22 protein-coding genes and 1 riboswitch are annotated in these 25,834 nt (G+C 64.5%); of the genes, 8 read left to right on the forward strand and 14 right to left on the reverse strand.

The window, feature by feature from the left end:
- Nucleotides 1–230 precede the first annotated feature (230 nt).
- Genes KAK88_RS13065 through KAK88_RS13075 form a run of 3 tightly spaced genes read left to right on the forward strand, consistent with a single transcriptional unit; the run spans nt 231 to nt 3,950 of the window.
- Nucleotides 231–1,220 (forward strand): SDR family oxidoreductase, encoded by a 990-nt coding sequence (locus tag KAK88_RS13065; RefSeq protein ID WP_242076938.1) that lies wholly within the window; start codon nt 231–233, stop codon nt 1,218–1,220.
- Nucleotides 1,217–3,064, forward strand: coding sequence for a glycoside hydrolase family 15 protein (locus KAK88_RS13070; protein ID WP_242076939.1), 1,848 nt, complete (start codon nt 1,217–1,219; stop codon nt 3,062–3,064). The genes KAK88_RS13065 and KAK88_RS13070 overlap by 4 nt, the downstream gene beginning before the upstream one ends.
- Nucleotides 3,057–3,950 (forward strand): SDR family oxidoreductase, encoded by an 894-nt coding sequence (locus KAK88_RS13075; RefSeq protein WP_242076940.1) that lies wholly within the window; start codon nt 3,057–3,059, stop codon nt 3,948–3,950. The genes KAK88_RS13070 and KAK88_RS13075 overlap by 8 nt, the downstream gene beginning before the upstream one ends.
- Nucleotides 3,951–4,009: 59 nt before the next feature.
- Here KAK88_RS13075 and KAK88_RS13080 read toward each other — a convergent pair whose 3' ends face one another.
- From KAK88_RS13080 to KAK88_RS13095, 4 genes are all read right to left on the reverse strand, one after another.
- The gene (locus KAK88_RS13080) at nt 4,010–4,813 is read right to left on the reverse strand and encodes an SDR family NAD(P)-dependent oxidoreductase (RefSeq protein ID WP_242076941.1); all 804 of its coding nucleotides are present in this window, start codon (nt 4,811–4,813) and stop codon (nt 4,010–4,012) included.
- The gene (locus KAK88_RS13085; RefSeq protein ID WP_242076942.1) at nt 4,813–6,357 is read right to left on the reverse strand and encodes a GMC family oxidoreductase; all 1,545 of its coding nucleotides are present in this window, start codon (nt 6,355–6,357) and stop codon (nt 4,813–4,815) included. The genes KAK88_RS13080 and KAK88_RS13085 overlap by 1 nt, the downstream gene beginning before the upstream one ends.
- Nucleotides 6,354–7,712: an alpha/beta hydrolase gene (locus KAK88_RS13090; protein ID WP_242076943.1), complete on the reverse strand. Its 1,359-nt coding sequence runs from the start codon at nt 7,710–7,712 to the stop codon at nt 6,354–6,356. Before KAK88_RS13090 ends, KAK88_RS13085 begins: the two co-directional genes overlap by 4 nt.
- Nucleotides 7,713–7,849: 137 nt before the next feature.
- Nucleotides 7,850–11,155, reverse strand: coding sequence for a helicase-related protein (locus KAK88_RS13095; protein ID WP_242076944.1), 3,306 nt, complete (start codon nt 11,153–11,155; stop codon nt 7,850–7,852).
- 914 nt (nt 11,156–12,069) lie between these two features.
- A riboswitch (cobalamin riboswitch) is annotated at nt 12,070–12,277 on the forward strand.
- Between the two features lie 108 nt (nt 12,278–12,385).
- Between KAK88_RS13095 and KAK88_RS13100 the strand changes: the two genes are divergently transcribed.
- The 4 genes from KAK88_RS13100 (at nt 12,386) to KAK88_RS13115 (ending at nt 15,434) form a co-directional block, all read left to right on the forward strand.
- On the forward strand, nt 12,386–13,372 hold the full coding sequence (locus KAK88_RS13100) for a DUF1852 domain-containing protein (protein ID WP_242076945.1): 987 nt from the start codon (nt 12,386–12,388) through the stop codon (nt 13,370–13,372).
- 28 nt (nt 13,373–13,400) lie between these two features.
- Nucleotides 13,401–14,462, forward strand: a complete 1,062-nt coding sequence (locus tag KAK88_RS13105; RefSeq protein ID WP_242076946.1) for a methionine synthase — start codon at nt 13,401–13,403, stop codon at nt 14,460–14,462.
- Between the two features lie 97 nt (nt 14,463–14,559).
- Nucleotides 14,560–15,231 carry an acyl-CoA thioesterase gene (locus tag KAK88_RS13110; protein ID WP_242078602.1) on the forward strand — a complete coding sequence of 224 codons (672 nt, stop codon included), beginning with the start codon at nt 14,560–14,562 and terminating at the stop codon, nt 15,229–15,231.
- 20 nt (nt 15,232–15,251) lie between these two features.
- The gene (locus KAK88_RS13115; protein WP_242076947.1) at nt 15,252–15,434 is read left to right on the forward strand and encodes a hypothetical protein; all 183 of its coding nucleotides are present in this window, start codon (nt 15,252–15,254) and stop codon (nt 15,432–15,434) included.
- A gap of 302 nt (nt 15,435–15,736) precedes the next feature.
- Here KAK88_RS13115 and KAK88_RS13120 read toward each other — a convergent pair whose 3' ends face one another.
- Nucleotides 15,737–15,979, reverse strand: a complete 243-nt coding sequence (locus KAK88_RS13120; protein WP_242076948.1) for a helix-turn-helix domain-containing protein — start codon at nt 15,977–15,979, stop codon at nt 15,737–15,739.
- A complete protein-coding gene (locus KAK88_RS13125) occupies nt 15,979–16,407 on the reverse strand; it encodes a DUF2975 domain-containing protein (RefSeq protein ID WP_242076949.1) in 429 nt (142 codons plus the stop codon). The genes KAK88_RS13120 and KAK88_RS13125 overlap by 1 nt, the downstream gene beginning before the upstream one ends.
- A 260-nt stretch (nt 16,408–16,667) precedes the next feature.
- Between KAK88_RS13125 and KAK88_RS13130 the strand changes: the two genes are divergently transcribed.
- Nucleotides 16,668–17,165, forward strand: a complete 498-nt coding sequence (locus tag KAK88_RS13130; RefSeq protein WP_242076950.1) for a hypothetical protein — start codon at nt 16,668–16,670, stop codon at nt 17,163–17,165.
- A gap of 185 nt (nt 17,166–17,350) precedes the next feature.
- Here the strand turns inward: KAK88_RS13130 and KAK88_RS13135 are convergent, their stop codons facing one another.
- The 8 genes from KAK88_RS13135 to cydX all read right to left on the reverse strand — a co-directional run bounded on the left by KAK88_RS13135 (nt 17,351) and on the right by cydX (nt 25,832).
- Entirely contained in the window at nt 17,351–18,430 is a 1,080-nt protein-coding gene (locus tag KAK88_RS13135) for a serine hydrolase domain-containing protein (protein WP_242076951.1), read from the reverse strand.
- Nucleotides 18,431–18,556: 126 nt separating this feature from the next.
- Entirely contained in the window at nt 18,557–20,089 is a 1,533-nt protein-coding gene (locus KAK88_RS13140; protein ID WP_242076952.1) for a phospholipase D-like domain-containing protein, read from the reverse strand.
- Nucleotides 20,090–20,198: 109 nt separating this feature from the next.
- Nucleotides 20,199–20,462: a hypothetical protein gene (locus KAK88_RS13145; RefSeq protein ID WP_242076953.1), complete on the reverse strand. Its 264-nt coding sequence runs from the start codon at nt 20,460–20,462 to the stop codon at nt 20,199–20,201.
- 356 nt (nt 20,463–20,818) lie between these two features.
- Nucleotides 20,819–22,336: an acetaldehyde dehydrogenase ExaC gene (exaC, locus tag KAK88_RS13150; protein ID WP_242076954.1), complete on the reverse strand. Its 1,518-nt coding sequence runs from the start codon at nt 22,334–22,336 to the stop codon at nt 20,819–20,821.
- Nucleotides 22,337–22,473: 137 nt separating this feature from the next.
- Complete coding sequence (locus tag KAK88_RS13155) at nt 22,474–23,445, reverse strand: helix-turn-helix domain-containing protein (RefSeq protein WP_242076955.1); 972 nt, start codon at nt 23,443–23,445, stop codon at nt 22,474–22,476.
- A gap of 89 nt (nt 23,446–23,534) precedes the next feature.
- Nucleotides 23,535–24,191 carry an OmpW/AlkL family protein gene (locus tag KAK88_RS13160; protein WP_242078603.1) on the reverse strand — a complete coding sequence of 219 codons (657 nt, stop codon included), beginning with the start codon at nt 24,189–24,191 and terminating at the stop codon, nt 23,535–23,537.
- 128 nt (nt 24,192–24,319) lie between these two features.
- Entirely contained in the window at nt 24,320–25,696 is a 1,377-nt protein-coding gene (hemN, locus tag KAK88_RS13165; RefSeq protein ID WP_242076956.1) for an oxygen-independent coproporphyrinogen III oxidase, read from the reverse strand.
- A complete protein-coding gene (cydX, locus tag KAK88_RS13170; RefSeq protein ID WP_017504187.1) occupies nt 25,683–25,832 on the reverse strand; it encodes a cytochrome bd-I oxidase subunit CydX in 150 nt (49 codons plus the stop codon). The genes hemN and cydX overlap by 14 nt, the downstream gene beginning before the upstream one ends.
- Nucleotides 25,833–25,834: the final 2 nt, after the last annotated feature.

Genomic DNA, 25,834 nt, shown 5'->3' on the forward strand with positions numbered 1-25,834 from the left:
CACCGCTCGACGGCGAATGACGTTGCACTGTGTTTGCCGCTCTCCCGCATGCTCGTGCCCGTCCATCTCTATGGGCGAAGCTTTGCGCCAGCATCAAAATGCTGACGAGCGACTTAAGCGCCGGTCGCCGGAAAGACGGCAACCTTCCTCCGGACGTGTCGTTGTCAGAGCCTCCCCCCTTCGGCCGCAACTGCGATCGTCACTCCGCAATCGAAATCAGAAGGATCGCCATGCCGGTCATCGTCGTCACAGGCGCCAGCGCCGGCATCGGTCTGGCGATCGCTGACCGGTTCGCCCGAGCCGGATGGCAGGTCGTGGTGATCGCCAGACAGCCTGAACGGCTTTCCGCCGCCGTCGAGCAGCTGAAGCAGTCGGGCGCTCGCGTGATCGGCGTGGCGGGCGATGTGTCCGATCCGGAGTTCGTCGAGCAGGCGGGCCGCGATGTCGTGGACGCTTTCGGCAGCATCGATGTCTGGGTCAACAACGCCATGTCCACTGTCATCGGGCGCGATGAGGATTTGACCGACGCCGATTACCGCCGCGTCGTCGAGACGACCTATCTGTCTCAGGTCTACGGAACGCGCGCGGCGCTTCGGGTCATGCGGCCGGCGGACAAAGGGGCGGTGATCCAAATTTCCTCGGGATTGGCGCTGCGCCCTGCCCCGCTGCAGGCCGCCTATTGCGGCGCCAAGGCCGCCGTAGACGGGTTTACCGAGGCCATTCGGGCCGAACTGATCGCCTCATCCTCCAACGTCACCCTGACCACCGTCTATCTGCCGGCCGTCAACACGCCCCAGCCTTTGTGGTCACGCAACCGGACCGACCGGGCGCAGGTCATTCCAGATCCCCTGTTCGATCCCCGCCTGTGTGCAGACGCCGTCTGGTCGGCCGTGCAGCGGCCCAGCCGCAAGGTCTTCGTGGGTCGCACGACATGGCTGATGGCGCTGGCGCAACAGTTCACGCCTGCGCTGGCGGATCGCCAGGCGGCCAAGATGATCACAGCGCAGCAGGGCGAGCCGCAACTGCCGCGTCTCGGCAATCTCGACCGCCCTGAGGAAGGCCCGGCGGCGATCGACGGTCCGGACACCGAACGGGTGATCAGACCGTGGATCGGTTTCGTGTGCAGCCGCCAGATCGCGGCGCTCAAGGTCGCGGCGGTCGGTGTCCTTGCGGGCCTTGCCATGACGGCGGGCTATGCGATCGGATCGTCAAAACGATGACCGAGACGGTCTTCACGCCCGACCCCGCGCGTTTATCGCAGACGCTCCGTCCCGACGGTTACGTCGCCCTCGAAGACTATGGCGTTCTGGGCGAGGGCCGGACGGTGGCGCTTTCAGCGCTGGATGGCGGCATTGACTGGTGGTGCGTGCCCGCGATCGATGCGCCGCCCCTTTTCGACCGCCTACTGGATCCGGAGGGCGGCCGGTTTTCGATCACGCCGACCGAAGCCTTCACGGCGACCCGCCGCTATCGTCCCGACAGCAATGTGCTGGAGACGGACTTCACCACCGCCACCGGCCGCGCGCGCCTGACCGAGAGTCTCAACAGCGGCACGGCCGGCCGTTTGCCCTGGTGTGAACTGGCCCGCCGCATCGATGGCCTCGAGGGCGAGGTGACCTTCGCCTTGGAGATGCGTTTGGGGCGTCGGGGCGATACGGCCAATCCGTATCATTCCAAGATCGGCGAACACACGGTTTTCCATGTCGAGCGGGTGCTCGGCCTGTTCGTCCACGATCCGCGCATCTCCTGCGAATGGTCCGATGAGGGCATTGTCGGAACCATCGTTGTCGGCGCAGGCGAGCGGCGCACGGCGGCCATCGTCGCCGGACGGGACGAGCCGCTGGTCGTGCCGTCCATCGAAGAGATCGACGCCCGCATCGACCTGTCGGATCAGGAATGGCGGGACTGGGCGGCGCGCCTGAAGTGTCCCGGCCTGTATCGCGACGACTTCGTCCGCAGCGCCCTGGCGTTGAAGTTGCTGCTGTACTCGCCGTCGGGCGCCATCGCCGCGGCGGCCACGACGTCCCTGCCCGAGCGTCTGGGCGGCGACAAGAACTGGGACTATCGCTACGCCTGGCTGCGCGACGCCGGCTATACAATCGAGGCCTTCCTGGCGGCCGGCGCCCAAGCGGAGGCCAAGGCCGCCTTCAGCTGGCTGCTGATGCAGCTGAAGCGCCATGGCGCCAAGGTCTGCTACAGCCTGGACGGCGCGCTCGTGCCGCCGGAAACGCACTGGGACATGCCGGGCTATCAAGGCTCGCGTCCGGTCGTCACCGGAAACCGGGCTGCAGAACAGGCCCAACACGGCGTGTTTGGCGACATTTTCGAGACCGCCTCGCGCTTCGTCGGCTGCGGCAACATCCTCGACAGCGCCAGCGCCCAGCAGTTGTCCGAACTGGCGGATCAGTGCGCCGACGCCTGGCGACAGCCGGACGCGGGCATGTGGGAACTGGAGGATCAGCAGCACTACACCATGTCCAAGATCAGCTGCTGGCAGGCCCTGGCCCGCGCGGTCGAACTGGCGGACGCGGGGCAACTGCCGACGACATGCCGGGACCGCTGGCGGCGAGAGCGCGACCGGATTTTCGCCTGGGTCGAGACGCATTGCTGGTCCGAAAGCCTTCAGGCCTTCGTCATGTATCCGGGCAGCGACAAGCTGGACGCCGCCCTGGCCTTGGCGGTGCGGTTCCGGTTCGATGGCGAGGATCGACTGCGCGCGACCCTCGAAGCGCTGGATCGCCATCTCGGCGCCGGCGTCTTCCACTATCGCTATTCCGGCATGCAGGCCGAGGAAGGGTGCTTCATCGCCTGTTCCTTCTGGATCGCCGAAGCCTGGGCGACGCTAGGCGAACCGGACAAGGCGCGCGCCCGCATCGACGGTCTGCGCGAAGCCCTCAGCGGTCGCTGGGGCATGCTCACCGAGATGATCGACCCGGACACCGGCGCCTACCTCGGCAACATGCCGCAGGGACTCAGCCACCTCGCGCATCTGACCGCCCTGACCGCCGTCGGCAAGGCGCAGACCACCTCCCCCCTACCCGAAACGGAGACGTTCCATGACTGATCGACTGACCCTTCAGGATCCGCGCGAGCAATATCCAAAGCCGCCCTTCCCGCGCCAACCGCAGCCCGTGCCCGGCGAAGCGCGCGAGATGGACCCCAAACCCGATCATGGCGAGGACAGCTATCAGGGTTCCAGCAAGCTGAAAGGGCGCAAGGCCCTGATCACCGGCGCGGACAGCGGCATCGGCCGCGCGGCCGCCATCGCCTACGCCCGGGAAGGGGCCGATGTGGCCCTCTCCTATCTGCCGTCCGAGCGTAAGGACGCCGCCGAAGTCATCGCGCTGATCGAGGCTGAAGGCCGCAAGGCCATCGATCTGCCCGGCGACATCACCGATGAAAACTGGTGCCGGCAGATGGTCGAACAGGCCGTGTCCGAGCTGGGCGGACTGGACGTCCTGGTCATCAACGCCGGCCGCCAGCAGTATCGCGAGGACATCTCTCAGGTCACGTCGGAAGACTTCGACAAGACCTTGAAGACCAACCTCTACGCCATGCACTGGATCGCCCAGGCGGCCGTCCCGCATCTGCCGGCGGGCGCCTCGGTCATCACCACCGCCTCGATCCAGGCCTATGAACCTTCGGCCATCCTGCTGGACTACGCCACCACCAAGGCCGGGATCGTCGCCTATACGAAGGCCCTGTCCAAGCAGCTGATCGAAAAGGGCATACGCGCCAACGTCGTGGCGCCCGGCCCCTTCTGGACGCCCCTGCAGTCGTCCGGCGGACAGCCGCAGGACGCCGTGATGAAGTTTGGCGAACAGGTGCCGCTGGGTCGTCCGGGCCAGCCTGTCGAGATCGCCCCGGTCTATGTGCTGCTGGCCTCGCAGGAAGGCAGCTACATCACGGGCGAAGTGTTCGGCGTCACGGGCGGCATGGGCGTCGCCTGACAACACAAAACCAGCGGCGGGATCTTCCCGCCGCCGGTCTCTCTTTCTCAGCCCTACGACTAGCCGGCGAGGGTGGCGACCGAGCCGGAATCCACCCGGATGCCCGCACCGTTGATAAAACTGGCGCGCTCCGAACATAGGAAGGCCACGGCCGCCGCCACCTCCTCCGGCTTGCCCCTGCGATCCAGGGTCATTCCGGGGCGCTCTTCCTCCAGGAAGCTCTTGATGGCCTCGTCGAAGGTTTCGCCGCGTTCCTCGGCGCGCTTCTTCATCATGGCGTCGGTCATCGGGGTGGCGATGAAGGCGGGCGAGACCGTGTTCACCAGCACATTGTCGCAGCCGTAGGCCTTGGACAAGCCCTTCGCCAGGCTGAGAATGCCAGCCTTCGAGGCGCAATAGGCCAGTTCATCGACATAGGGCTGGACCGCATCCTCCGACGCGAACAGGACGACACGGCCCCAGCCCGAACGCCGCATGGCCGGAATGGCCTGGCGGCACATCCGCACCGCGCCCATCAGATTGATGTCGAGCGTCTCCAGCCAACCGGCGTCATCGACATCCAGGAAGTCGCCGGTCGCGCCCGTCACGCCCGCTGCGTTCACATAGATGTCCGGATCGCCCATGCGGTCTCGGACCTCCGCCCACAGCCGTTCGACATCGTCGGCCCTGGTCACATCGCCGGTCACGCCGATGCATTCGCCCAAGGCGGACAGCTCCTGGACGGCTTCATCCAGCGTGCCGTCCGGCTTGTCGGTCAGGGCGACCCGTACGCCGGCTTCCAGCAGCAGCCGCGCCGTCTCCTTGCCCATGCCGGAATCGGCGCCGGAAATGAGGGCGATACGCCCCTTGATCCCGAGGTCCATCACAAATCTCCTGTTCGTTGACGTTCGAGGAAACGATCGGCTGTGCGCAGGGCGACGGCCATGAGGGTCAAGGCCGGGTTGGCCGAAAGCGCGCTGGGGAAGACGGAGTTGTCGCAGACGTAGAGGTTGTCGATCTCGACGCTGCACCCGTCGCCGTCGACGACCGCCCCGTCCGCCTTGTCTCCCATCCGGCAGCCGCCGATGGTGTGCGCCGAACGGGCCACTGCGAAAATGTCCTCGGCGCCGGCGGCGGTCCAAATCCCCGTCATGACGCGTCGGGCATGGGCGTCCAGACGCCGCTCGTTTTCGCCATAGCTGAAGTCGATCCGCGCCTTGCGCAGCCCGACGGCGTCGATCTCATCGGACAGGGTCAGGCGGTTGTCGTCGTTCGGCAGACACTCTCCATTGATGCCGATCCCGGCGAGCCGGCGATAGTTGCGCAGCGTATCCACCAGCGGCGCGCCCCACAGGCCCGCGCCGCGCGCGAACCCGCCCGCCAGGGTGACCGGCATGACGCCAAGGCTTTGGATCAGATAGCCGCCGGCGAAGTTCGCGTCCGAGGGACGCACCATTTCTTCGCTGATCAGGGAAGACGGATAGCCGCGGTTCATCGACATGTCGGAGTCAAACCGCCCCCAGACCTGGGTCGCCACATGGGTCATGAAGTTGCGGCCGACTTCGCCGCCGGCGTTGCCTAATCCCCAGTTCAGCAGCAGGCGCGGCGTCTCGACACCGCCCGCACAAAGGAACAGCGCCCGGCAGTTCAGCCGATGATCCTGGCCGTCGCGACGATAGATCACGGAATTGATCCGTCCACCGGCGTGACGCTCGACGCCGATCGCCCGCGCGTTGGCGATGATCTTGGCGCCGTTGGCTGCGGCCATCGGCAGAAAGCTGTTGTCCGCGCCGCCCTTGGCGCCGGTCCGGCATCCTTGATGGCAGGCGCCGCAGTTGACGCAGGCCATGCGGTGGGGTGTCGTCCCAACCGCTCGATCGCGAGACAGCACGGCCGCCGGCGCATCCGCAACCTTGAGCCCGACCGCACTTGCGCCACGGGCCATGGCGTCCGCCGGGGCGTTGCGCGGCACAGGCGGATAGGCGAACTGTCGGCCGCCCCAAGGATAGTCGGCCGGGCCCGAGACCCCGATCACCGCCTCCACGCTCTCGACGTAAGGTTTCAGTTCGTCCCAGCCGAACGGCCAGTCGCGTCCGCGCCCGGTCTCCGAGGCCAGCGTCAGATCACGGGGATCGGGTCGCGGGCAGAAGGCGCCCCAGTGCAGCAGCGAGCCGCCGACGCCCTGGCCGGAGTTGTTGGCCCCAAAGGCGGTCGGGTTGTGCCCTCCGCTGAGGCGTTCCTCCATCCAGTAAAGGTCTGCCGTCGTTTCGTCGGGCGTATGCTCCGCCGAATCGAAGGCCCGCCCCGCCTCCAGCACCGTGACCGACAGCCCGGCCTTCGCCAGCCTGGCTGCGATCGGAGCCCCGCCGGCGCCGCTGCCGATGATGACGACATCGGCTTCGTCGGCCGTCCTTGCGGGCGCGCTCAACCCTCGCCCTCCCGCAGCAAACGCCAAGGTTCGGTGCGGTCCGCCGCTGTCTGGTCGTAGCCTTGGAATTGTCCTTCGCCACCCGTGGCGAAACCGTCGTAACCAATCTGGGCCCAGGTGGCCGGCAGCGACATCCACAGGCGCGCGACCTCGGAGACGACGTCCTGGAACCACAGCCTCATGGCGTGCGCCGAAAGCCCGCTTGGCTCTGCCCACTCGCCCTGTGAAATGGCGCGCAGGATGCCGTCCTGGCGATCAGAGGCCAGGGTTGCGAACTTCGGCGCCATGGCGGCGATCTCATCCAGTCCGCGTCGCCAGGCCTCGGTGTCCGACGGAAGATCGGCGAACCGCCACCCATCGCCCTGTCCGCTGGAGAGCCCCACATCCAGACGCCGCGCCAAATCATCCGGATCGCCTGCATCCGGCAAAATACGCGCCATCATCGCCGACAAAACGGCGCGCTGGGTCGGGTTCAGGACGCCGCCGTCGGCTTGGACCGGACCGAAGTGACGATCCAGCATTGCGCGTCGTGTGCGATCCGACACGCGATCGGACGCCATCAGACCCACGAAGCGTGGAGGCAGCGCAGATGAACCGAGCTTCTCGACAAATTCCAGAACCAGGCCGGCGAGACGGTCCGGCTGTTCCTGAGGGATCAGGTGCGCCGCATCCGACACGACCACCACGTCAGCGGCGCGATAGTGAGGGGCGTTGACACGCCGCTGCGCCGCCTCGCCCAGATCGCCGTCCTGTGCGCCGGCGATGATCAGAGCAGGGAAAGGCAGGACGCCGGCCTGATCGGACCAGTCCTCGCGCGATCCTTCGGCCAGCCATCCGCGCCAGGCTTGGGGACTTGACCGCGTGAAATCGGCCAGCGCCTGATCGAAAGCGGCTTGCGGCAGACCGGCGGCCGTATTGGCGTCGATGAACTGGCGCCCCCGATCCTCGATCCTTGTCGGATCGTCGAACCAGGTCAGCATATCCGCACGCCTGTTCTCGTCCATCGGCTCCGGCGAGGGCGGCGATCCGGCGACCAGCACGAGGCCCAGCAACCCGCTCAAACCCGCCGCCCCGTCACGCGCCCGTGCAGCGATCAAGGTCGCGAACTTGCCGCCCATGCTGTGGCCGACAAGGATCCAGCGTGCGAGAGCGAGATCAGTCAGACGACGGCTCAGGTCGTCGAGCACGACTTGGACATCGCCATGGCCTTCCGGCGCCCTGTCTCCAAACCCTGGAAGATCGATCGCGACCGTCAGCACCTCATCGGCAAGCCGCTCGATCACCGCGTCCCAATCGTGGCGGCTCGATCCCAAGGAATGAAGGAAGACGACAGCGAGGCGGGTATCTGTGGGCATGCAGGGGCTTTTTCAAAAGCGAAGACGCGAAACCCCGTCCTTGTCGGTCGGCGGTCGTCGATCAGCGCGCCACCGGCGGAATTGCTCCCAACAAAACAGAACCTGGACGTCGAAATCAGCTCTACACCGCCCTGGCCTCAGGCCGCCGCCAATTCGGTCAGAAGCCTTTCAATGAAGGCCGTGTCGTGCGGTTGATCGTTGGCGGCGTCGACGATCATGCGATCGTCGGACCAGCGTCGATCGTCGCCCAACGGGAAGGCGGCTTCCATGCCGGGCCGACGCGCCGCCGCGATTCGCAAAGCCGTCGCCTTCGGTCCCGACACTATTTCCGTGACGCCGGCATCACGGGCGAGCGCCGCCAGGCGACGGCCGGTGAACAGGTCCTCTGCCGGGTCGGGTAAAGGGCCGAACCGATCTTCGGCCTCGTCTCGCAGGGCGTCGACATCTTCCGGCGTCGTGGCGCGCGCCAACCGGGCGTAAAGATTGATGCGCACGGTTTCGTCTGGGATGTAGTCCGCCGGCAGATGCCCTGTCGCGCCGACGTTCAGACTGGGAGAGGCTTGGTCTGGATCGGGATCGCCTTTTGCAGCCGCGAGCGCCCGAGCCAGGACGGCCTGATACAGGGCCGAGCCGATCAGCCTGACATGTCCGGCCTGTTCCTCGCCCACCAGATCGCCGCCGCCGCGCAGGTCCAGATCGCGTCCGCTGATCGCGAAGCCCGCCCCCAGTCGGTCCAGAGCCTCCAGCGTCTGCAAGCGCGCTTCCGTGGCCGCCGCCATCGGCGCTTCGGGATCGGAAAGCAGATAGGTGAACCCCTGTCGCCGCCCCCGGCCGACACGCCCGCGCAGCTGATGCAGTTGCGCCAGGCCGAACCGGTCCGGCCGCCAGATCAACATCGTATTGGCGCGCGGCACATCCAGGCCGGTCTCGATGATGTTCGTGGCCAAAAGCACGTCCCCCTCGCCGTCGGAGAAACGGCTCATAACCTCGTCGATCGCGGACGGGGACATATCGCCGTGCGCCGAGACCACGGACAGCTCGGGCGTCAGGGTCTTCAGGCGTTCCGCCAAGGGTTCCATATCCTCGATCCGCGGCACGACCACGAAACTTTGGCCGCCCCGCGCCTTCTCGCGCATCAGCGATAGGCGAACCGCCCCAGCGTCGAACGGGGTCATGAAGGTTCGGATCGGCCGACGTCTCGCGGGTGGACTGGCGATCAGGCTGACGTCCTGAATGCCGACCATGGCGCTTTGAAGAGTCCTCGGGATCGGAGTGGCCGACATCGACAACAGATGCGGCGCTTTCTCTGACAAGGCAGATTTCATCTGCGCGCCGAAGCGGTGCTCCTCATCGATGATGACAAGCCCAAGGTCGAAACACGCCAATCCTTCCGACGCCAGGGCCTGCGTACCCACCACGACGCGCATGGAGCCGTCCGCCAGACCTGCCTTGACCGCCCGCGCCTCCGCGCTGTCTGCGGCGCGCGACAGATGGCCGATTTGAATGTCCGTGTCCTTGAACCGTCTCTTGAAGACCTCGAAATGCTGGCGCGCCAGGACGGTGGTCGGGGCGACGACGATGACCTGTTTGCCGGCAAGGGCCACGGCCGCCGCGGCGCGCAGGGCGACCTCGGTCTTGCCGAAACCGACATCGCCGCAGACGAGCCGGTTCATGGGCTTGCCGGATCCCAAGTCCGCCAGGACCGCCTCGATGGCGCGCGCCTGATCGGCCGTTTCGGGGAAGGCGAACCCGGAGGCGAAGCGGGCGAGCGCCTGGCGCGGCGCGGTGATCGGTTCGGTCCTCAACGCTGCGCGCGCCTCGGCCCGGGCGGATAGAGCAGCTGCGGCCTCATCGATCTGCGCGCTGACCTTGGCGCGACGCTTCAGCCATCCCTGCGTATTCAGTCGATCCAGCGACACCGCGTCCGGCTCCGAGCCGTAGCGCCAGATTTTGCCGAACTCCTCGATCGGCGCGAGAATGGTTCCTCCGCCATGATACTCGATGCGCAGAACGTCGCGCTCCACGCCATCGGCAGCGACCCGCTCCAAAGCCTTCAGGACGCCCAGTCCGTGGTCTTCATGGATGACCACATCGTCCAACCGCAGTTCTGTCTCTCCGAACGCATTGTTCGTGTCGCCGGATGCTCGCGCGATCCGGCCGCCGAAGATATCCGAAGGCGTCAGGACGACAAGACCGGTCGCCGACTGGCGGAAACCTGTGTCCAGATCGGCGGTTATGACGGCGATCTGCCCGGGCTGCAGTGGCGCGATCGCGCTCCAGCTCTCTAGCGCCACGGGCGTATCGATATCGTGGCGACGCAGCAGGCGTAGGACGATCCTGTGCTCATGAGGCAATCCTGTCAGGACGATGCGATCGCCCGCCTCGCGCCGCTCGGCAACGAACTGTTTCAGGGCCCGCCCCGGCGACTTTTTCAATGCGAAGGCCGGCGTAGCCGCCCAACCCTCGACGCTCAAGGGTTTAACCCCTTTTAACGCCTGATGAACGTCCTGCTCCGTCAGATAAAGGCTGTCGGGTTTCGGAGGACGCGCGCCCTCGCTGAACCGCAGGCGAGTGTCATAGGCTTCGGCCACATGCGCGCGAATGCGTTCGAACCGATCCTCCACGCCAACGTCGGTCAGGATCATCGGCTTGTCGAGGAAATCAAACAGGGTCGTCGAGGTCTCAGTATCGATCAACGGCCCGGTCTCCTGACGATCGGGATCGTCATCCTCGGACGACCGGTCGCTCCACTCAGCTGCCGGGGTCAGACAGATCGTCTGGATCTCGGCGCCCCGGCGCTGCGACACGGGATCGAAGGCATGGATTTCGGTGATCCGGTTCGCCTCATCCAGGGCGATGCGATAAGGCGTTGCAGACGCGGGCGGGAAGACGTCGACCACCGCGCCGAGCAGAGCATACTCGCCAGGTTCGTCGACCCGCTCATCCGCCGCATAGCCTGTATCCATCAAAAACGATTCCAAGACTTCGCGATCCAGCGCCTCGCCCGCCGCGACCGACAAGCGGGCCTTGATCCGTTCGCGCGACGGCGTCCGCTGCACGATCGCATCGGGCGAGGCGACCAGGAACACGGGCCTTGCGCCGGCTTCGTCCAGGGCGCCCAAGACGGCCATCCGCCGCCCCATGCTTTCCCGCGAAGGCGCAGCGCGGTCGTAGGGCAGGCAGTCCCAGGGCGGCAGGACCAGCACCTCGGCGTCCTTCACCATCGGCGAGAGCGCCGCCGCAATCTCATCGGCGCGGCGTTCGCTGGTGGCTATGAACACCACGGCCTGCGAGCGCCTTGTCTTCATCTCGGCAAGTCCAGCCGCAACGGCCGCCGCCGGCATTTTCCAACGCTTGCCGTCGTCCTGCTCGGGCGCTGGCCCTCCAACGAGGACCTGTTGGCCCGTGGCGGAAAGATCGGTGTCGGCAGGTGATGATTTCATCCTGGCTCAACCCCGTGGTCAGCCGGGGGTTGCGCCCGCTTTCGTACCCCCAGTCGTTTCAGCCGCCAGCGCGACGGAACCGCCCTAAAAGGAAGTTGCAGGATCTTTTCGTGCGGCGGCTATTTCGGCCGTGGCCGTATCGAACGCATGGCCTAAGCCACAACGAAACGATGGAATGCTGTCATCATTCGCGCGTCTCGGACAAATTGGCGAACCAATCCGCGTAGGGGTGTTGCGCACCATGCGCCGATTGAGATCCGGTGAGCCGTCGCTCCACCAAACTGGCCCCCGCTCGCCCAGCCCCACCTTGGCCTTTTCCACGCTCCGCCGCGATGCGGCCAGAGCATCTGGATCCTCAGCCGCCAGGGCCGTCCGCACCGCCCGGCGCGCCGACATCAGATGATGCACCAGTTCGTCCCTCGCCGCAGCCGACAACGCTGGATTGGCGCATCGCCAAAGCCGGCCTCGCACCACGAAATAGCGGCCGTCTGGAGTCGTAGGGTATCGGAAGGGCTGCTTCATCGTCGGGACAACGCGCAGCGCGCCCGATGGGCACCGCCCAGAGGCTTCAAGCCTCTGGGTGATCGGGCTAGCGCAATCTGCGGACTTGACAGAACCTCTGCAGATTAAGGTGCCTCATCTCCACTAAACCGTCGAGGATTCGTTATCGTTATCAGCGCATAAGCTAGCAACTCGAGCGCTTCGCCCGTGCCTTCGCGCGGCCTCAGGATTGTCGGACGACGAACTTCCCGGCGGCGTCTGTGGCAGACCGGGATCCAAAGAGATGCTGTTCAATCTTTGATGGGCTCGTGGAGCCATGACCTCGGAAAGCTGAACAGCAGGAGCGATGGTAGAAGCCGCCAGAAGCCATAAGGATATCCTTATGTGTTTCTTGACTTCGGCGTCGGGTGCGGGTCTCATGAATAGGTCGAGGTTCTGCGCGTCGCCTCCGGGCGATGCGGAGCTAAGAGGGAAGCCGGTGTGATGCCGGCGCTGCCCCCGCAACTGTGAGCGGCGAGCCGAAGGTCCATTTCGTGTCACTGACGCCTTCGGACGTTGGGAAGGCCGGACCCGAAGCCGTGACCCGTGAGCCAGGAGACCTGCCCCGACAGATAACGTCCTCCGGCGGGGTGTCCGGTCAGGTCGCATGAACGCCGTGACGGGATGACTGCGCGCGAGCGGTCGCGCGTCCCTGTCCGCTGTCTCGCCACAGCATCAACGGCAGAGACCATGGCGAGCAGCGACTTCACCTTCAGGATCAAGCGGACCGCGCTCGACGAAGACTATCGTCCCGCCGAAACGACGCGGATCACCACCAATTTTGCCAACCTGGCGCGAGGCGAGAGCCGCCGAGACAATCTGCGCAACACCCTGCGGATGATCGACAACCGCTTCAACTCGCTGGCGCACCACGACAATCCGAGGGGCGATCGCTATGCGCTGGAGCTTCAGATCGTCTCGGTCGAGATGAGCCTTTGCTCGGAGCGCGACGACGCCTTTCCGCTGATCGAAATCCTGCAGACCACAATCATTGATCGGGAGACTGGCCGGCGGATCGATGGGATCGTGGGCAACAACTTCTCCTCCTATGTCCGTGACTACGACTTCAGCGTGGTTTTGCCCGAACACCTGAAGGCGCATCCGCACGGCGGCGTACCGGACGATTTCGGCGATCTGCACGGCAAGCTGTTCCGGCACTTTCTGGCGTCGCGCGCCTACCGCGACAACTTCGCCAAGCCGCCGGTCATCTGCCTCAGCGTCTCCAGCAACAAGACCTATCACCGCACCGGCGCCGAACATCCGGTGCTGGGCCTAGAATACGACAACGACGCCTTCTCGCCAACCGACCGGTATTTCGCGAAGATGGGGATGAAGGTCCGCTACTTCATGCCACCGGGCAGCGTGGCGCCGTTCGCCCTGTACCATATCGGCGACCTGACCGGCGACTACGCCGACCTCGAACTGGCCAGCACCATCGCCACGATGGAAACCTTCCAGAAGATCTATCGGCCCGAGATCTACAACGCCAACTCCCCGGCGACAGAGCAGTACCAGCCCAGCCTGAAGGCGCAGGACTATTCGCTGACCCGCATCGTCTACGACCGCGACGAGCGCAGCCGGCTGGCCGTCGAACAGGGCCGTTTCGTCGAGGAGCGGTTCATCAAGCCGCACCGCGCCCGTCTCGACCAATGGTCGGCCGCCTTCGCCGCCGCCTGATCCGTCTCAGAATCGAGAGCCTCCCCTCATGAACACCCTCCTCCCGACCTCGACCGCCGGCAGCCTGCCCAAACCCGTCTGGCTGGCCGAGCCCGAGACCCTCTGGTCGCCCTGGAAGCTGCAAGGCGATGAACTGATCGAGGCCAAGCAGGACGCCCTTCGCCTGTCGCTGGACGATCAGCGCCGGGCTGGCATCGACATCGTCAGCGACGGCGAACAGACCCGCCAGCATTTCGTCACGACCTTCATCGAACACCTCGACGGCGTGGATTTCGAGAACCGCAAGACCATGCGAATCCGCAATCGCTACGACGCCAGCGTGCCGGTCGTCGTGGGCGCCGTCAGCCGGCCGAAATCGGTCTTCGTCGATGACGCCAGGTTCCTGCGCGCCCAGACCGACCAGCCCATCAAATGGGCCTTGCCCGGGCCGATGACGATGATCGACACCCTGTATGACGACCATTACGGCAGCCGCGAAAAACTGGCCTGGGAGTTCGCCAAAATCCTCAACGAGGAGGCGCGCGAGCTGGAAGCCGCCGGCGTCGATATCGTCCAGTTCGACGAGCCCGCTTTCAACGTCTTCTTCGACGAGGTGAACGACTGGGGCGTGGCGACCCTGGAGAAGGCGGCCGAGGGGCTGAAGTGCGAGACGGCGGTCCACATCTGTTACGGCTACGGCATCAAGGCCAACACCGATTGGAAGAAGACCCTCGGCTCAGAATGGCGGCAGTACGAAGAGGTCTTTCCCAAGCTGCGGAGCTCCAGCATCGATATCATCTCGCTGGAAGCCCAGAACTCGCGCGTGCCGATGAATCTGATCGAACTGATCCGGGGCAAGAAGGTGATGGTCGGCGCCATCGACGTGGCGACCGACACGATCGAAACGCCCGAACAGGTCGCCGATACCCTGCGCAATGCGCTTCAGGTCGTGGACGCCGACAAACTCTATCCGGCCACCAACTGCGGTATGGCGCCCCTGTCGCGCCACGTCGCCAACGGCAAGCTGCGCGCCTTGAACGCCGGGGCCGAGATCGTGCGCGAGGAACTGTCCCGCGACCTCTATTACGGCGCGGAAAGGGCCAAGTCGTGAGGGTTCGCCTGACCGACATGGTGTCCCCGGCGACGCCAACCACCATGGCACCCTGTTCGGCGGGGTCGGTCTGGCCCATCTCGACAAGGTCGCCTTTCTGGCCGCCAGCCGTCATGCGCGGCGGGCCGTCGTCACGGCGGGATGCGAGCGGATCGATTTCGCCGCGCCGGCCCGGATCGGCGAGATGGTCGAGGCGGTCGGCCGCGTCGTTCGGATCGGGCAGTCCTCACTGGGCGTCGAAGTCGAACTGCACGCCGAAAGCCTGCTGAGCGGCGAGCGCCGTTTGTGCACGCGCGGTGCCTTCAACATGGTCGCCTTGAGGCCGGCGGGCGATGACCATCCCTTGGCGCCTCTCGATGAGGCAGGCGAGGCGGACGACGGCTGGCTGAGAACCGCAGAGATGGTCTTTCCCGGCACGACCAACCACTATGGCACCCTGTTCGGGGGCGACGCGCTCAAGCTCATGGGCAAGGCCGCCCTCGTCACGGCGACCCGCCATGCGCGCGAAGTCATGGTCATGGCCGCGACCAACCGCATCGCCTTCAAGGCCCCGATCGACGGCGGTGACATGGTCGAACTGGTCTCACGAGTGAAGATGGTCGGGCGGAGCTCGCTTTCGGTCGAGGTGCAGCTCTTGGCCGAAACGCTCCTGACCGGAGAACGGCGGCGTTCGACCACGGCCGAGTTCGTAATGGTCGCCGTCGATGACGCGGGCAAGCCGAAGACAATCAAAGCCGGGCGGAGTTTAGAAGAGGTTGAGATGCTGTAGAACCACGCAGCGGCATACCTTTGCCGCAAGCGCCTACGGCCTACGGCCGGACGTTTTCACGAAGCCTTGAAGGGAAAGATGGCGAAGAGGTCGGCGCGCAGAGCCGCAAGCTTATCGACCGCATGGATTTCTATCTGTTGGAATGCCTGGGCAGGTTCGGTGTTCAAGTCCACGGCAGTTTGGCCGTGCTGCTCGGCATCTGACCGTCAGACGTCAGAAAGCCCCACGGCTTTTAGCGGTGGGGCTTTATGGTATCTTGGGTGCGGGAGCACGCACTGGCCACAATAGTATATTCGGGGTGATCGATATTCCGCCTTGACCGGAAGTCGCCACGCGCTGCCATTTCGACAGTCACAATGCGCCACAAGCGGACATCGAGAGCTGGTCGAAAACCAGACTTCCAGCAACTTGGTCAGGGAAACATGGGCTTGCTAGTTTCGTATCTCAGTGCTCGTGCGTGCTGCCCAACCGCTGCCGATATCGGGCTGGCTCGGATAGTGAGAGACTAATTTTCCTCGTCAGGACCGATCGTTTGGTCAGATGGCTCATACAGATAGTCCAGCAAATCGCCTGGTTTGCAGTCCAATGCAGCGCACAGTCGGGAAAGCGTGCGGAACCGGATGCCTTTGACCTTGCCTGATCGAAAGAGAGATAGCTGTGTCTCGCTCAATCCGACCTGCTGAGCCAAGTCACGAGCCTTCAAGCCCTTAGCGTTGATTAGCCTGTCGAGTGTGACCCGGACCGGCATCAGATCATCTCGTCCAGCTCGGCCTGGACAGCCTCAGCCTGATCCAGAACACGGCCCAGAAGGAAAAGGGCTCCGCCGATCATGCCCAGCGTCATACCCGCAACGTCGAAATGCAGGTATCCACCGCGCATCTGCTCCAAGAAACGCAGCAGGTTGGTCGCGACGAATACGCTGAAGACGCCGCCAAGCCCAAGCGCCAGACCGACCCGCCTCAAGGCGTTGGCTACTGTCGCGGTAAACATGCTGCCGCGGGCCAAATCACCCATCGCCTGGCCGATCGACCAGACCCCGAACAGGTAGCAAAAAGGTGAGATTGTCCACACCATCGGTGTCACAAGGCTGCTCGCATCCATCCTTCCAGACAGCAAAGCGATGGAGGGCACAATGACCCCGGCCCACGACACCAGCAAGCCGACGCTCAGCGTCATAAACACCGCCAGCCAGCGGAATCGAGCACACATACGACGAAATCGAGATAGGTTCGACGGTCTCACGGCAGCTCCTGCATATGTCCGATCTTTAATCTTGACTTAAAGATGGATGTTCCGCAACTTTATATCGGACTTAAACGCGGAGGGCGTAGCGTCATGACGGCGCCAGCCATCGCTTGGAGGGCAAAGCGATGATAAGCGGCACATCTTCCGACCGGGCTGTTCGGCCTAGGTTCACCGCTGGCTATGCGGGACTCTTGGCGCTGGTGATCCTGGGCACCTTCGTGATCCACGAGGGCGCGCACTGGGGTGCAGGCACGATACTCGGGCACCAGATGTCCTACGGCTTGAATGGCTCAGTTCCCTCAGCCGCGACATCGGCGGGCGACCACGCCTTGGTCTCGATCGCCGGTCCTCTTGTCACGATCCTACAGGCCCTGACCGCGCTCTACCTGGTGCGCACCAGACAAAGTGTGGCCGCGTTTGCGATCCTCTATGCTGCGGCTTTCATGCGCGTGGTCGCGCAGGGATTGAGTTTCATCCTGCCCAATGACGAGGCGCGCGTCAGCGATTGGCTCGGCATCGGCTTCTGGACCTTGCCTTTCGTCACCGCCGCGGCCTTGGTCGCTTGCACGATCTGGGCTTCGCGACGCCTTGGGGCGTCATGGCGCTTTAATGCTTTAGCTTATCTCGTGGCTAGCCTCACAGTAAGCGTGATTGTGGGTGCCGACATGATGATCGGACGCGCGGGGTGAGCTTGACGCTTTGATGCAAGCCGAACCTCGATAGGATCAAACCGGATGGGAGATACGCCCGACCGCGCACGCAAACCGCGTACTTCGTCGCAGGCTTCGCTTTCGATATGACGCGGACTCTAAGCGGCCGCACAGATACGGATGTCCCCTTGGTTTGAAGAGTCGGTTCCAGAGACCTTCTCAATCTAGATCGAAGGCAGATCGAAAATGCTCGCGGCGAAGTCGTTAATCGTAGTTTGCGACATATCGGTATTGTTCAGAACCACTACCGATCGGCGATCCGACGGTCGGTAGGTGAGAAGGGATTTGTATCCCCCCACGGATCCGGTCTCCCAAGCGACAGGTCCAGCAGACCCTACGCGCACCCTCCCGCCCAGAGCGTAGCCTTCCCGCAAGTATCGGACCTTCAAAAGCTCTGACTTCGATTGCGGGGTCAAAAGAGACCCGCTCAGGAGCCGATCTGCGAATGTCAGCAAGTCAGCAGCATCTGAATAGAAGGTTCCAGAGGCTGCTCCGTAGCTATAACATGTGCTCATATCCAACTGCGCGGCGACGGTCTGACCATCGAAGGCAGGGACTAAGCCGGGAACGCCTTCGAATCCTCGGCTGGCGATCCCTGTGTTCGCCAAGCCCATTGGCTTGAGCAGTAAACTCTCCGCCAAATCCTCAAAACGTGCGCCGTTTTGAGCTTCAATGACTGCGCGAACGATCACCCAATTCATGAAGGCGTAATCGAAGTCCGAACCAGGAACGAACTTCGTTTCCGTCGGCGCGAAGCGGGTGACCATTTCTCCCGCAGAAGCATTTGACGTTCGCAGATCGGAATTTGCTTTGGCGGCCGGCATCAAAAGATCAGGAAGCCCGCTCGTGTTGGACAGCAGGTGCGCCAAGGTAACGGTCGCTCCGCTGCTCGTAGGGAAATCTGGAAGAAGCGTAGATAGAGGCGTGTCCAGGCGCAGCAATCCGATCTCCGCCAGCCGAAGAACCATGGCAGCCGTGAACCATTTGGAGATGGAGCCAATGGCGTAGGTTGAGGCAGTGCTGGCCGGGGAATGATTGCGAACGTCGGACACGCCGTAGGCCTTTGACATGATCGATCGACCGGCGATCGCAACCGCGATCACGCCGTTGAAGTTCTGTGTCTGGGCAAAGCCGTCAGCAACCACTTCGATAGCCCCCGTATCCATTGCAACGGATTGGCCTGCCGGCATAAGCGCCACTGTCGCTAACGACGTGGCAAGCAGTTGGCGACGCGGCATATTCATCTGAAGTTCTCGGTTGGGACGCCCACCTTTATAGAAAGCTTCACCACGCTCAACCAAGTGACAACGGAGACAGGTTCGCCCTCTACTCGATTGGCTTGAAGACTAAGCAATCGTCAGCGCGGAGGGTTAGTCCTGACCGTTGCCCGGTTCGATGGGACCGCCCAGCGGCACTTCCGGGGCCGGAATGTCTGCGCGGACCAGCCGATGCGCCGCCGCCGCAAGTTTGTGTCGCATCTGCGCCGGTCGGCGCCACGGTCGTAGGCTGTCGGCAGCCGAGATTGGATCGCCCAGGTGGTGTTCGGCGACGAACCGGGAGAAGGCGCCGTGATGGCGTGATCGGAGCGGACGCAGACGGTCCAATCCTTCGTCGCGCAGATGTTCGATGGCCGCGCTGACGCCGCCATATGTCGTGACGGCCTGGCTAACACGCATCTCCTCGCACCCCAGCCAGTGCGCAATCAGCCGATTACGAAATACGCCGACGCAGGCCCCTCCCGCCGCTTCGGGGTCCGATCCCGCATCCAGGGTCAGGTCGCATTCACTATCGAAGCCCTGCGACCGGTTGTTGACGTTGCTGGACCCGATACGCACGAAACGGTTGTCGATGACGGCAAGCTTGGCGTGGACGATGATGATCCGGCCATTGCGCGTGACAGGGCTGTAGGCGCTGAACCGCCCATGCCGATCGGCGTCTTCTAGCCGTTTGAGAAAGGCCGAGCGCGTCTTGTCCATGGTCATTTGATCGAACCAGCTCGGCGAATGCTGGGTCGACACCAAGATCACCTCCGGGCCGTCGGCTTCATCAAGCCGCTGAGCGATAGCCTCTGCAACGATGGGCGAGGTGAAATACTGGTTCTCAATGTAGAGGGTCGTCTTGGCCGCAGCGATCGCGGCCAATGTGGCCGCCTCGCCCTGCCTCAACTCCGGAAAATCTTTCCACGGGGCCTGACTTCGAGACACGCCAATCTCAACGTTTTCCAGATCGGGCTTCACAGCGTCCGGCCAGACGTCGCAAACGGTTTCAGCCCAGGCGGCAAGCAGCTCTCCCGTCGCTCTCGCCCATCGTTCGCGGAAAAGGTCACCCAGAGTGGCCGCCGCAGGACCATCGACCATCGCCATGACCTCATGGCGGCAATCGTAGCAGGGCGTTCCCTTCTCGGTCTTCCCCCGACGCGGGTCGGGGTGGAGATGTTCGGGGCTATCCCATCGGTCGGGACCGATGTCGCAACTGCCGCAGAAGGCCACGGCGTCATCCACGATGATGACCTTCTGGTGGTGGGAAGCGCCTGGCGGCAAGGTTCCGTCCAGACGGAAATCGACGCGCGTGTCGGCGAAGAAGCGACGGCTGCGCCAGGGAAAGAAGCGCTGCGTGGCCGCAACGGCTAGGGGCGACTTCCAGCACAGGATCCGGATTTCCAAATCTGGCTGGGCTTGCGACAGCTCTTTGAGGAAGCGGCCGATTGTTTGCGGACCAGAGCCGTCCGCTGGCTTGTGATCAAGGACGGTGTCGGGATCAAAGGCCCAGTTCAGGAAGTGGATGGTCCGACTCGCCTGGCTCATCGCCGCCTTTGCGGCCGCCAGATAGGGCTCCATGTCCACCAACAGCGCGGCGCGGGGCGCGACTTCGGCACGCCAGCAGGTGGTTCCGACTTCCAGCATGTCCGTTTCTCCCGACCAAAATCGCCCGGTGAGCCGGTCGCACTGCTTACATCATATTGAAGATGTCGCGACGCCCCCGACAGGCATCCGGAGCGTCGCGGCGCTTCTCTTACTGGGTCCGGGCCGCAGCGTCAGCGGCCGCATCGGTCTTGCGCGCTGCGGTATCGGCGGCGGCATCGGCGTTAGCTGCCGCTTCCTTGGCTGCATCGGTGGTTGCGTCGGCGGCGGCGTCCGCATTCGCGGCTGTGTCACTGGCCGCCGAGGCGACCGTGTCGCCGGCGTTTTCCGCCGTAGCGGCGGCGTTTTGCTCGGTCCGCTCGGAGCAAGCCGACAAGGCCAAGGCGGCCGCGGCGGCGATATACAGCATACGCATGATGTGTTTCCTCTTGCTGACCCGGCGGCTGATCCGCCTTCGATTGCAGCGTCGTCAGGCTAGGGCGAAGGCCTGCCGATGGCGACAGACATTTTCTGATCCGGCTCCGATGTGTCGAGCGTCTGACGGCAGTTTCCCCAAACGTCTCAGGTAGGACGCCAAATATCGGCCTCGCGCCAAGAGCGGTCATCGCCTTAAAGCTCAAAAGCTGACGTCCAGCGGCTCAAAACCGTCCCCTCTGCAGGCTGCTCGCAGCAGCGCCACCTTGATCAGTTGCAGGCCCGTCCAGCTGAGCGGCTAATGATAGGAACCGTAAGCAGGATGGCCAATCCTAGATCGGCCATCCTGCGCCCAGCTCAGAAGAAGCCCAACTTGTCGGGGCTGTAGCTGACAAGAAGGTTTTTGGTCTGCTGATAGTGGTCCAGCATCATGCGGTGGTTTTCCCGACCGATGCCCGACTTCTTGTAGCCGCCGAAGGCCGCATGGGCCGGGTATTGGTGGTAGCAGTTGGTCCAGACGCGGCCTGCCTGGATGGCGCGACCGGCGCGGTAGGCAGTGTTCATGTCGCGTGACCAGACCCCGGCGCCCAGGCCGTAGTCCGTGTCATTGGCGATTGCCATGGCCTCTTCGAAGGTCTTGAAGGTCGTGACCGCCAAGACCGGACCGAAGATTTCCTCTTGGAAGATCCTCATGTGGTTGGCGCCTTTGAACACGGTGGGCTTGATGTAATAGCCGCCAGCCAAATCGTCCTTGAGCGCGGCCTGATCGCCGCCGGTCAGAACCTCGGCGCCCTCCTCCTTGCCGAGCTTCAGATAGCCCAGAATCTTGTCGAGCTGCTGGGTCGAGGCCTGCGCCCCCACCATGGTCGCGGGGTCCAGAGGGTCGCCTTGGACGATGGACTCCACCCGGGCGATCGCCTTCTCGATGAAGGTCTCATAGATGTCCTCATGGATCAGAGCCCGACTGGGGCACGTGCAGACCTCGCCCTGATTGAGCGCGAACATGGCGAAGCCTTCCAGCGCCTTGTCCAGATAGGCGTCGTCGTGATCCATCACGTCCTTGAAGAAGATGTTCGGCGACTTCCCGCCGAGCTCCAGCGTCACCGGGATCAGGTTCTGGGTCGCATAGCCCATGATCTTCTGACCGACGGCGGTCGAGCCGGTGAAGGCGATCTTCGCGATGCGAGGATTGGTGGCCAACGGCTCGCCCACCTCGCCACCCGTGCCCGAAACGATGTTCAGTACGCCGGCCGGCAGCAAATCCTGGATCAGTTCGATCACCACGAGGATAGACGCCGGGGTCTGCTCCGCCGGCTTCAGCACGATGCAGTTGCCCGCCGCCAGGGCCGGGGCGATTTTCCAGGCCGCCATCAGAATCGGGAAGTTCCAAGGGATGATCTGCCCCACCACGCCAAGCGGCTCATGGAAATGATAGGCGACCGTATCGTGGTCCAATTCCGAGATCCCGCCTTCCTGGGCCCGGATGCAGCCTGCGAAATAGCGGAAATGGTCGATCGCCAGGGGGATGTCGGCGGCCGTGGTCTCGCGCACTGGCTTGCCGTTGTCCCAAGTCTCCGCCTCTGCGACGGCTTGTAGATTGGCCTCGATCCGGTCGGCGATCTTGTTCAGGATGACGGCGCGTTCGGCGACGCTAGTTCGCCCCCAGGCTTCCTTGGCGGCGTGGGCGGCGTCCAGGGCCAGTTCGACGTCGGCCGCGTCCGATCGTGCGACCTCGCACAGGACCCGACCATTCACCGGCGAGGTGTTCTCGAAATAGCGGCCGTTAACGGGCGGGACCCACTGTCCGCCGATGAAGTTGTCGTAGCGCGCCTTGAATTTGGGGGTCGCGGCGCGAATGAATTCGGGCTTGGTCATGAAGGCCTCCTGCGTTGTCCTCTGGCGTCGATTGTCGACGTCGTTGGAGCAGAAGGTCGTCCGGCAGAGAGCATGACGCCAGACGACGCTGCCATGCTGCGGCGCACACCTGTCGCAGAACTGCGACAGATGGCTTGCTAAGGTGCGTTAGAGAGGCCGAGCCTGTGCAGCTTGCGGTGCAGGGTCGCGCGGCTGACCCCGAGAGCGCGCGCGGCCGCCGAGACATTGCCGCCGCTCAAGGCTAGCGCGCGACGCACCGCGCCGCGTTCGGCGTTCAGAAGACCGGCTTCTACTGCGCCAACGCCCAGAACCTCCGACGCCGCCAGCTGGTTCGCGATCCGGTCGTCGGTGATCGCGAGCGCGAGGCGTGCGGCGCGCGTCGCTCCGACCACCAGATCGTCCTGATCCACCGCCAGCAGGGCCGCCGTGTTTCGTCCGGCCGCATCGTCGGTCAGCACGATGCGCGCGTGTGGAAAAGCGTGCCGGAAGGTTTGCGCCTCGATCGCTCTCGCAGCGTCCGCCACCGCCGCCGCGATCAAGCCCAATACGCCCTGCGTCGCATCGGCCCGGCACGACGAGACATCCAACAAGCCCGCCAGCCGCCCTGTCGGTCCGTAGATGGGATGGCTGGTGCAACTCAGCGCCGTGTTACGGGTGTGAAAATGCTGATCGCGATGGATGGTCAGCGGCCGACGCTCGGCCAAAGCCGTGCCGATGCCGTTTGTACCCTCAACCGCCTCAGACCAGACCGCGCCGGGCCACAAGCCCCAGCGGCGAAAGATCTCATCATCCGCCGCTGCGCCTCGCCGTTCCAAGGTCACCCCTTCAGCGTTGGTGAGAAGAACACAGCATCCGGTATCGCCGACGGCCAGGAACAGGCGGTCAAGCGAGTCCTGAGCCGCCCTTGTCATCGGCTCTAGGGCGTCACGGGCTTCGCGCAACTCCTGGTCTGTCAGGGTGTTCGGCCGGCCTTCATCCTCGGGATCGAGCCCATAAAGCGACATCGATCGTCGCCATGACGCCGCCAGGGCCGAACGCGCCTCACCGCCGGCGGCGTCCAGCGCCTGTTTGATCAGCTTGCCGTGGCCGTTTCCCGTTTGCGCGACCATTGATTTTCCCTGGCGCTCTTTCGGAAAAAAAGCGCCGCATCGGCGCTCCAGTCAATGGGACAAAGGTCGCTGACCCGTGGAGGCTTCGGCTAGAACTTGCGGCTGACGCCCAGAGACACGACCCATGGATCGAGGTTCACGCTGGACTTCAGGGCGCCGTCGTTGATCTTGGCGTCGGTTTCGAACCAGATCTTCTTGACGTCAAGGTTCAGGCTCCAGGGCCCCTGAATCCCGACGTCCGCGCCCGCTTGAAGCGCGTAGCCGAAACCGTCGTCCAGATCGACGGTGAAGCCGTTCTTGCCCTTGCCGCTGTAGAACAGCATGGCGTTCACGCCCGCCCCGACATAGGAGCTGATGCGGCCCTGGCTCAGCGGGCGGTACTGCAGGGTCACCACCGGCGGCAGGACCCAGGTCTCATGCACGGCCACGTCCGTCGCGCCGCCCTGCGCGCGGATTTCGTGCCGGGTCGTGCCCAGGATCGCCTCGACCGCGAAGTGATCGGTCAGGAAGTAGGTGAAGCCCAGGGTCGGCATGACGCTGTCGCCCACATCCACCTTCAGGCCGGTGTCCGCGCCCGCCGCCGTGGTGATGGCGTCATCGGCCTGGGAGGAGACGTCGGTGACGCGCCCGCTCACTAAGAAGTCGCCCTTCTTGGGCGTCTCCCAGGCGACGGAGGTCTGAGCGAAGGCCGGCGCCGCGCAGGCGGTGAAGGCGGCAGCGGCGAGCAGCAGGGTCTTGGTCTTCATCTTCTGATCCCCGACGCCATGGCCGCGTCGTGCGGCCTTTGTCAGGCGTCTGAGCGGGGTGTGCGCCCCGGTGGACGCCTCAGCCTTGATCCAGCGCAAATCGTTCAGCGGGTGGACAATCTGTCCACTCACACCACCCGCGCATGCCTTTGCTGAAGAGCCGCCGCATTGGGATCGAAGGCGGCGCAAACCGCCCTGACGAAGGGGCGGCCCAGGTCGGTCACCGCCACCACCGTCCCGTCGATCCGCACCAGACCGTCGTCGACGAAGCGCTCCAACAGGGACCAGGCGCCGGCGACGTCCGACAGGTCTCGACCGCGACGTCGAACGATGGGTGCAAGATCGACGACGAAATCGCACATCAGCCGCTCGATAATCTGGCTGACGAACATGTCGCGTTCGGTCAGGGTGACACCTCGGGCGACCGGCAGGTCGCCGGCCTCGACAGCGCGGCGCCAGTCGCGTTCCTGCGCGTGGTTCTGAACATAGCCCCTGGGCGTGCGGCTGATCGACGAGGCGCCCAGGCCGATCAGCACCTTTGCGGCGTCAGTGGTGTAGCCCTGGAAGTTGCGATACAGCCGTCCAGCCCGGTCCGCTGCGGCCAGCCCGTCATGCGGCAGGGCGAAATGATCCAGTCCGATCGCCTGCCATCCCTTGCCGACCAGATAGCGCCCCGCCGCCTGGCTCTGGGCGAAGCGCGCTTCCGCGTCCGGCAGATCGGCGTCGTTGATCAACCGCTGATGCGGCTTCATCCACGGCACGTGGGCATAGCCGAACAGGGCGATCCGTTCCGGCCTCAGCGTCGTGACCTGGCCGAGGGTGGTGATGACGTTCTCGACGGCTTGAAGCGGCAGGCCGTACATCAGATCCAGGTTGAGGGAGGTCACGCCCTGCGCCCGCAAGGCTTCGGCCGCCCAGCGGATGGTCTCGAAACGTTCGGGCCGGTTGACCGCCGCCTGCACGCGCGGCGACAGGTCTTGCACCCCCAGACTGGCGCGGCTCAGGCCGATGTGGCCCGCCGCCTCGACCCACTCCTGCGTCAGGACTTCGGGGTCCAACTCGGCGGCGATCTCGAAACAGTCGCCCAGGTCGAACCTCGCGGACAGACCGGCGAACAGTCGCTCCAGATCGTCCGGCGACAGCATGTTCGGGGTGCCGCCGCCCAGATGGATCGAGCCGACACGGACCGGCCGGCCGATCCGGGCCAGGACCAAATCCGCCTCACGCAACAGCAGATCGACATAGCTGGAAATGACGCCCGCCCGGTTCACCGCCCGGGTGTTGCAGCCGCAGTACCAGCACAGCCGCTTGCAGAACGGCAGGTGAAGATACAGCGAGACCGGCCGATCGGAGGGCAGGCGCTCCAGCCAGTCGGCCCATTCGCCGGGTCCGACGGCGGGCGTGAACTGGGCCGCTGTCGGATAGGAGGTATAGCGCGGCGCATGGGCGTCATAGCGCGCGATCAGGTCGCGAACGGCCGCGCGCGAGGGGCTAGAGGGGGACATCGCCCTCTTTCGATGCGTCGGGCGTGGACAGGCCGGCGTCGCCTTCGTCAAAGAGATGGAACTCGTGCCACAGGCCGTTCAGCACGCCGAACCCGACGGCCAGGCCAAGCCCCAAGATCCAGGAAAAATACCACATGA

This window comes from Brevundimonas diminuta, from assembly GCF_022654015.1.
GTDB lineage: Bacteria > Pseudomonadota > Alphaproteobacteria > Caulobacterales > Caulobacteraceae > Brevundimonas > Brevundimonas diminuta_C.

Coding starts and splice junctions, on each gene's coding strand:
- KAK88_RS13075 (WP_242076940.1), top strand. CDS start 3,057: ATGACTGATCGACTGACCCTTCAGGATCCGCGCGAGCAATATCCAAAG.
- hemN (WP_242076956.1), bottom strand. CDS start 25,696: ATGTCCCCCTCTAGCCCCTCGCGCGCGGCCGTTCGCGACCTGATCGCG.
- KAK88_RS13155 (WP_242076955.1), bottom strand. CDS start 23,445: ATGGTCGCGCAAACGGGAAACGGCCACGGCAAGCTGATCAAACAGGCG.
- KAK88_RS13140 (WP_242076952.1), bottom strand. CDS start 20,089: ATGCTGGAAGTCGGAACCACCTGCTGGCGTGCCGAAGTCGCGCCCCGC.
- KAK88_RS13095 (WP_242076944.1), bottom strand. CDS start 11,155: ATGAAATCATCACCTGCCGACACCGATCTTTCCGCCACGGGCCAACAG.
- KAK88_RS13145 (WP_242076953.1), bottom strand. CDS start 20,462: ATGCGTATGCTGTATATCGCCGCCGCGGCCGCCTTGGCCTTGTCGGCT.
- KAK88_RS13070 (WP_242076939.1), top strand. CDS start 1,217: ATGACCGAGACGGTCTTCACGCCCGACCCCGCGCGTTTATCGCAGACG.
- KAK88_RS13065 (WP_242076938.1), top strand. CDS start 231: ATGCCGGTCATCGTCGTCACAGGCGCCAGCGCCGGCATCGGTCTGGCG.
- exaC (WP_242076954.1), bottom strand. CDS start 22,336: ATGACCAAGCCCGAATTCATTCGCGCCGCGACCCCCAAATTCAAGGCG.
- KAK88_RS13080 (WP_242076941.1), bottom strand. CDS start 4,813: ATGGACCTCGGGATCAAGGGGCGTATCGCCCTCATTTCCGGCGCCGAT.
- cydX (WP_017504187.1), bottom strand. CDS start 25,832: ATGTGGTATTTTTCCTGGATCTTGGGGCTTGGCCTGGCCGTCGGGTTC.
- KAK88_RS13100 (WP_242076945.1), top strand. CDS start 12,386: ATGGCGAGCAGCGACTTCACCTTCAGGATCAAGCGGACCGCGCTCGAC.
- KAK88_RS13125 (WP_242076949.1), bottom strand. CDS start 16,407: ATGACGCTGAGCGTCGGCTTGCTGGTGTCGTGGGCCGGGGTCATTGTG.
- KAK88_RS13135 (WP_242076951.1), bottom strand. CDS start 18,430: ATGAATATGCCGCGTCGCCAACTGCTTGCCACGTCGTTAGCGACAGTG.
- KAK88_RS13090 (WP_242076943.1), bottom strand. CDS start 7,712: ATGCCCACAGATACCCGCCTCGCTGTCGTCTTCCTTCATTCCTTGGGA.
- KAK88_RS13120 (WP_242076948.1), bottom strand. CDS start 15,979: ATGCCGGTCCGGGTCACACTCGACAGGCTAATCAACGCTAAGGGCTTG.
- KAK88_RS13105 (WP_242076946.1), top strand. CDS start 13,401: ATGAACACCCTCCTCCCGACCTCGACCGCCGGCAGCCTGCCCAAACCC.
- KAK88_RS13160 (WP_242078603.1), bottom strand. CDS start 24,191: ATGAAGACCAAGACCCTGCTGCTCGCCGCTGCCGCCTTCACCGCCTGC.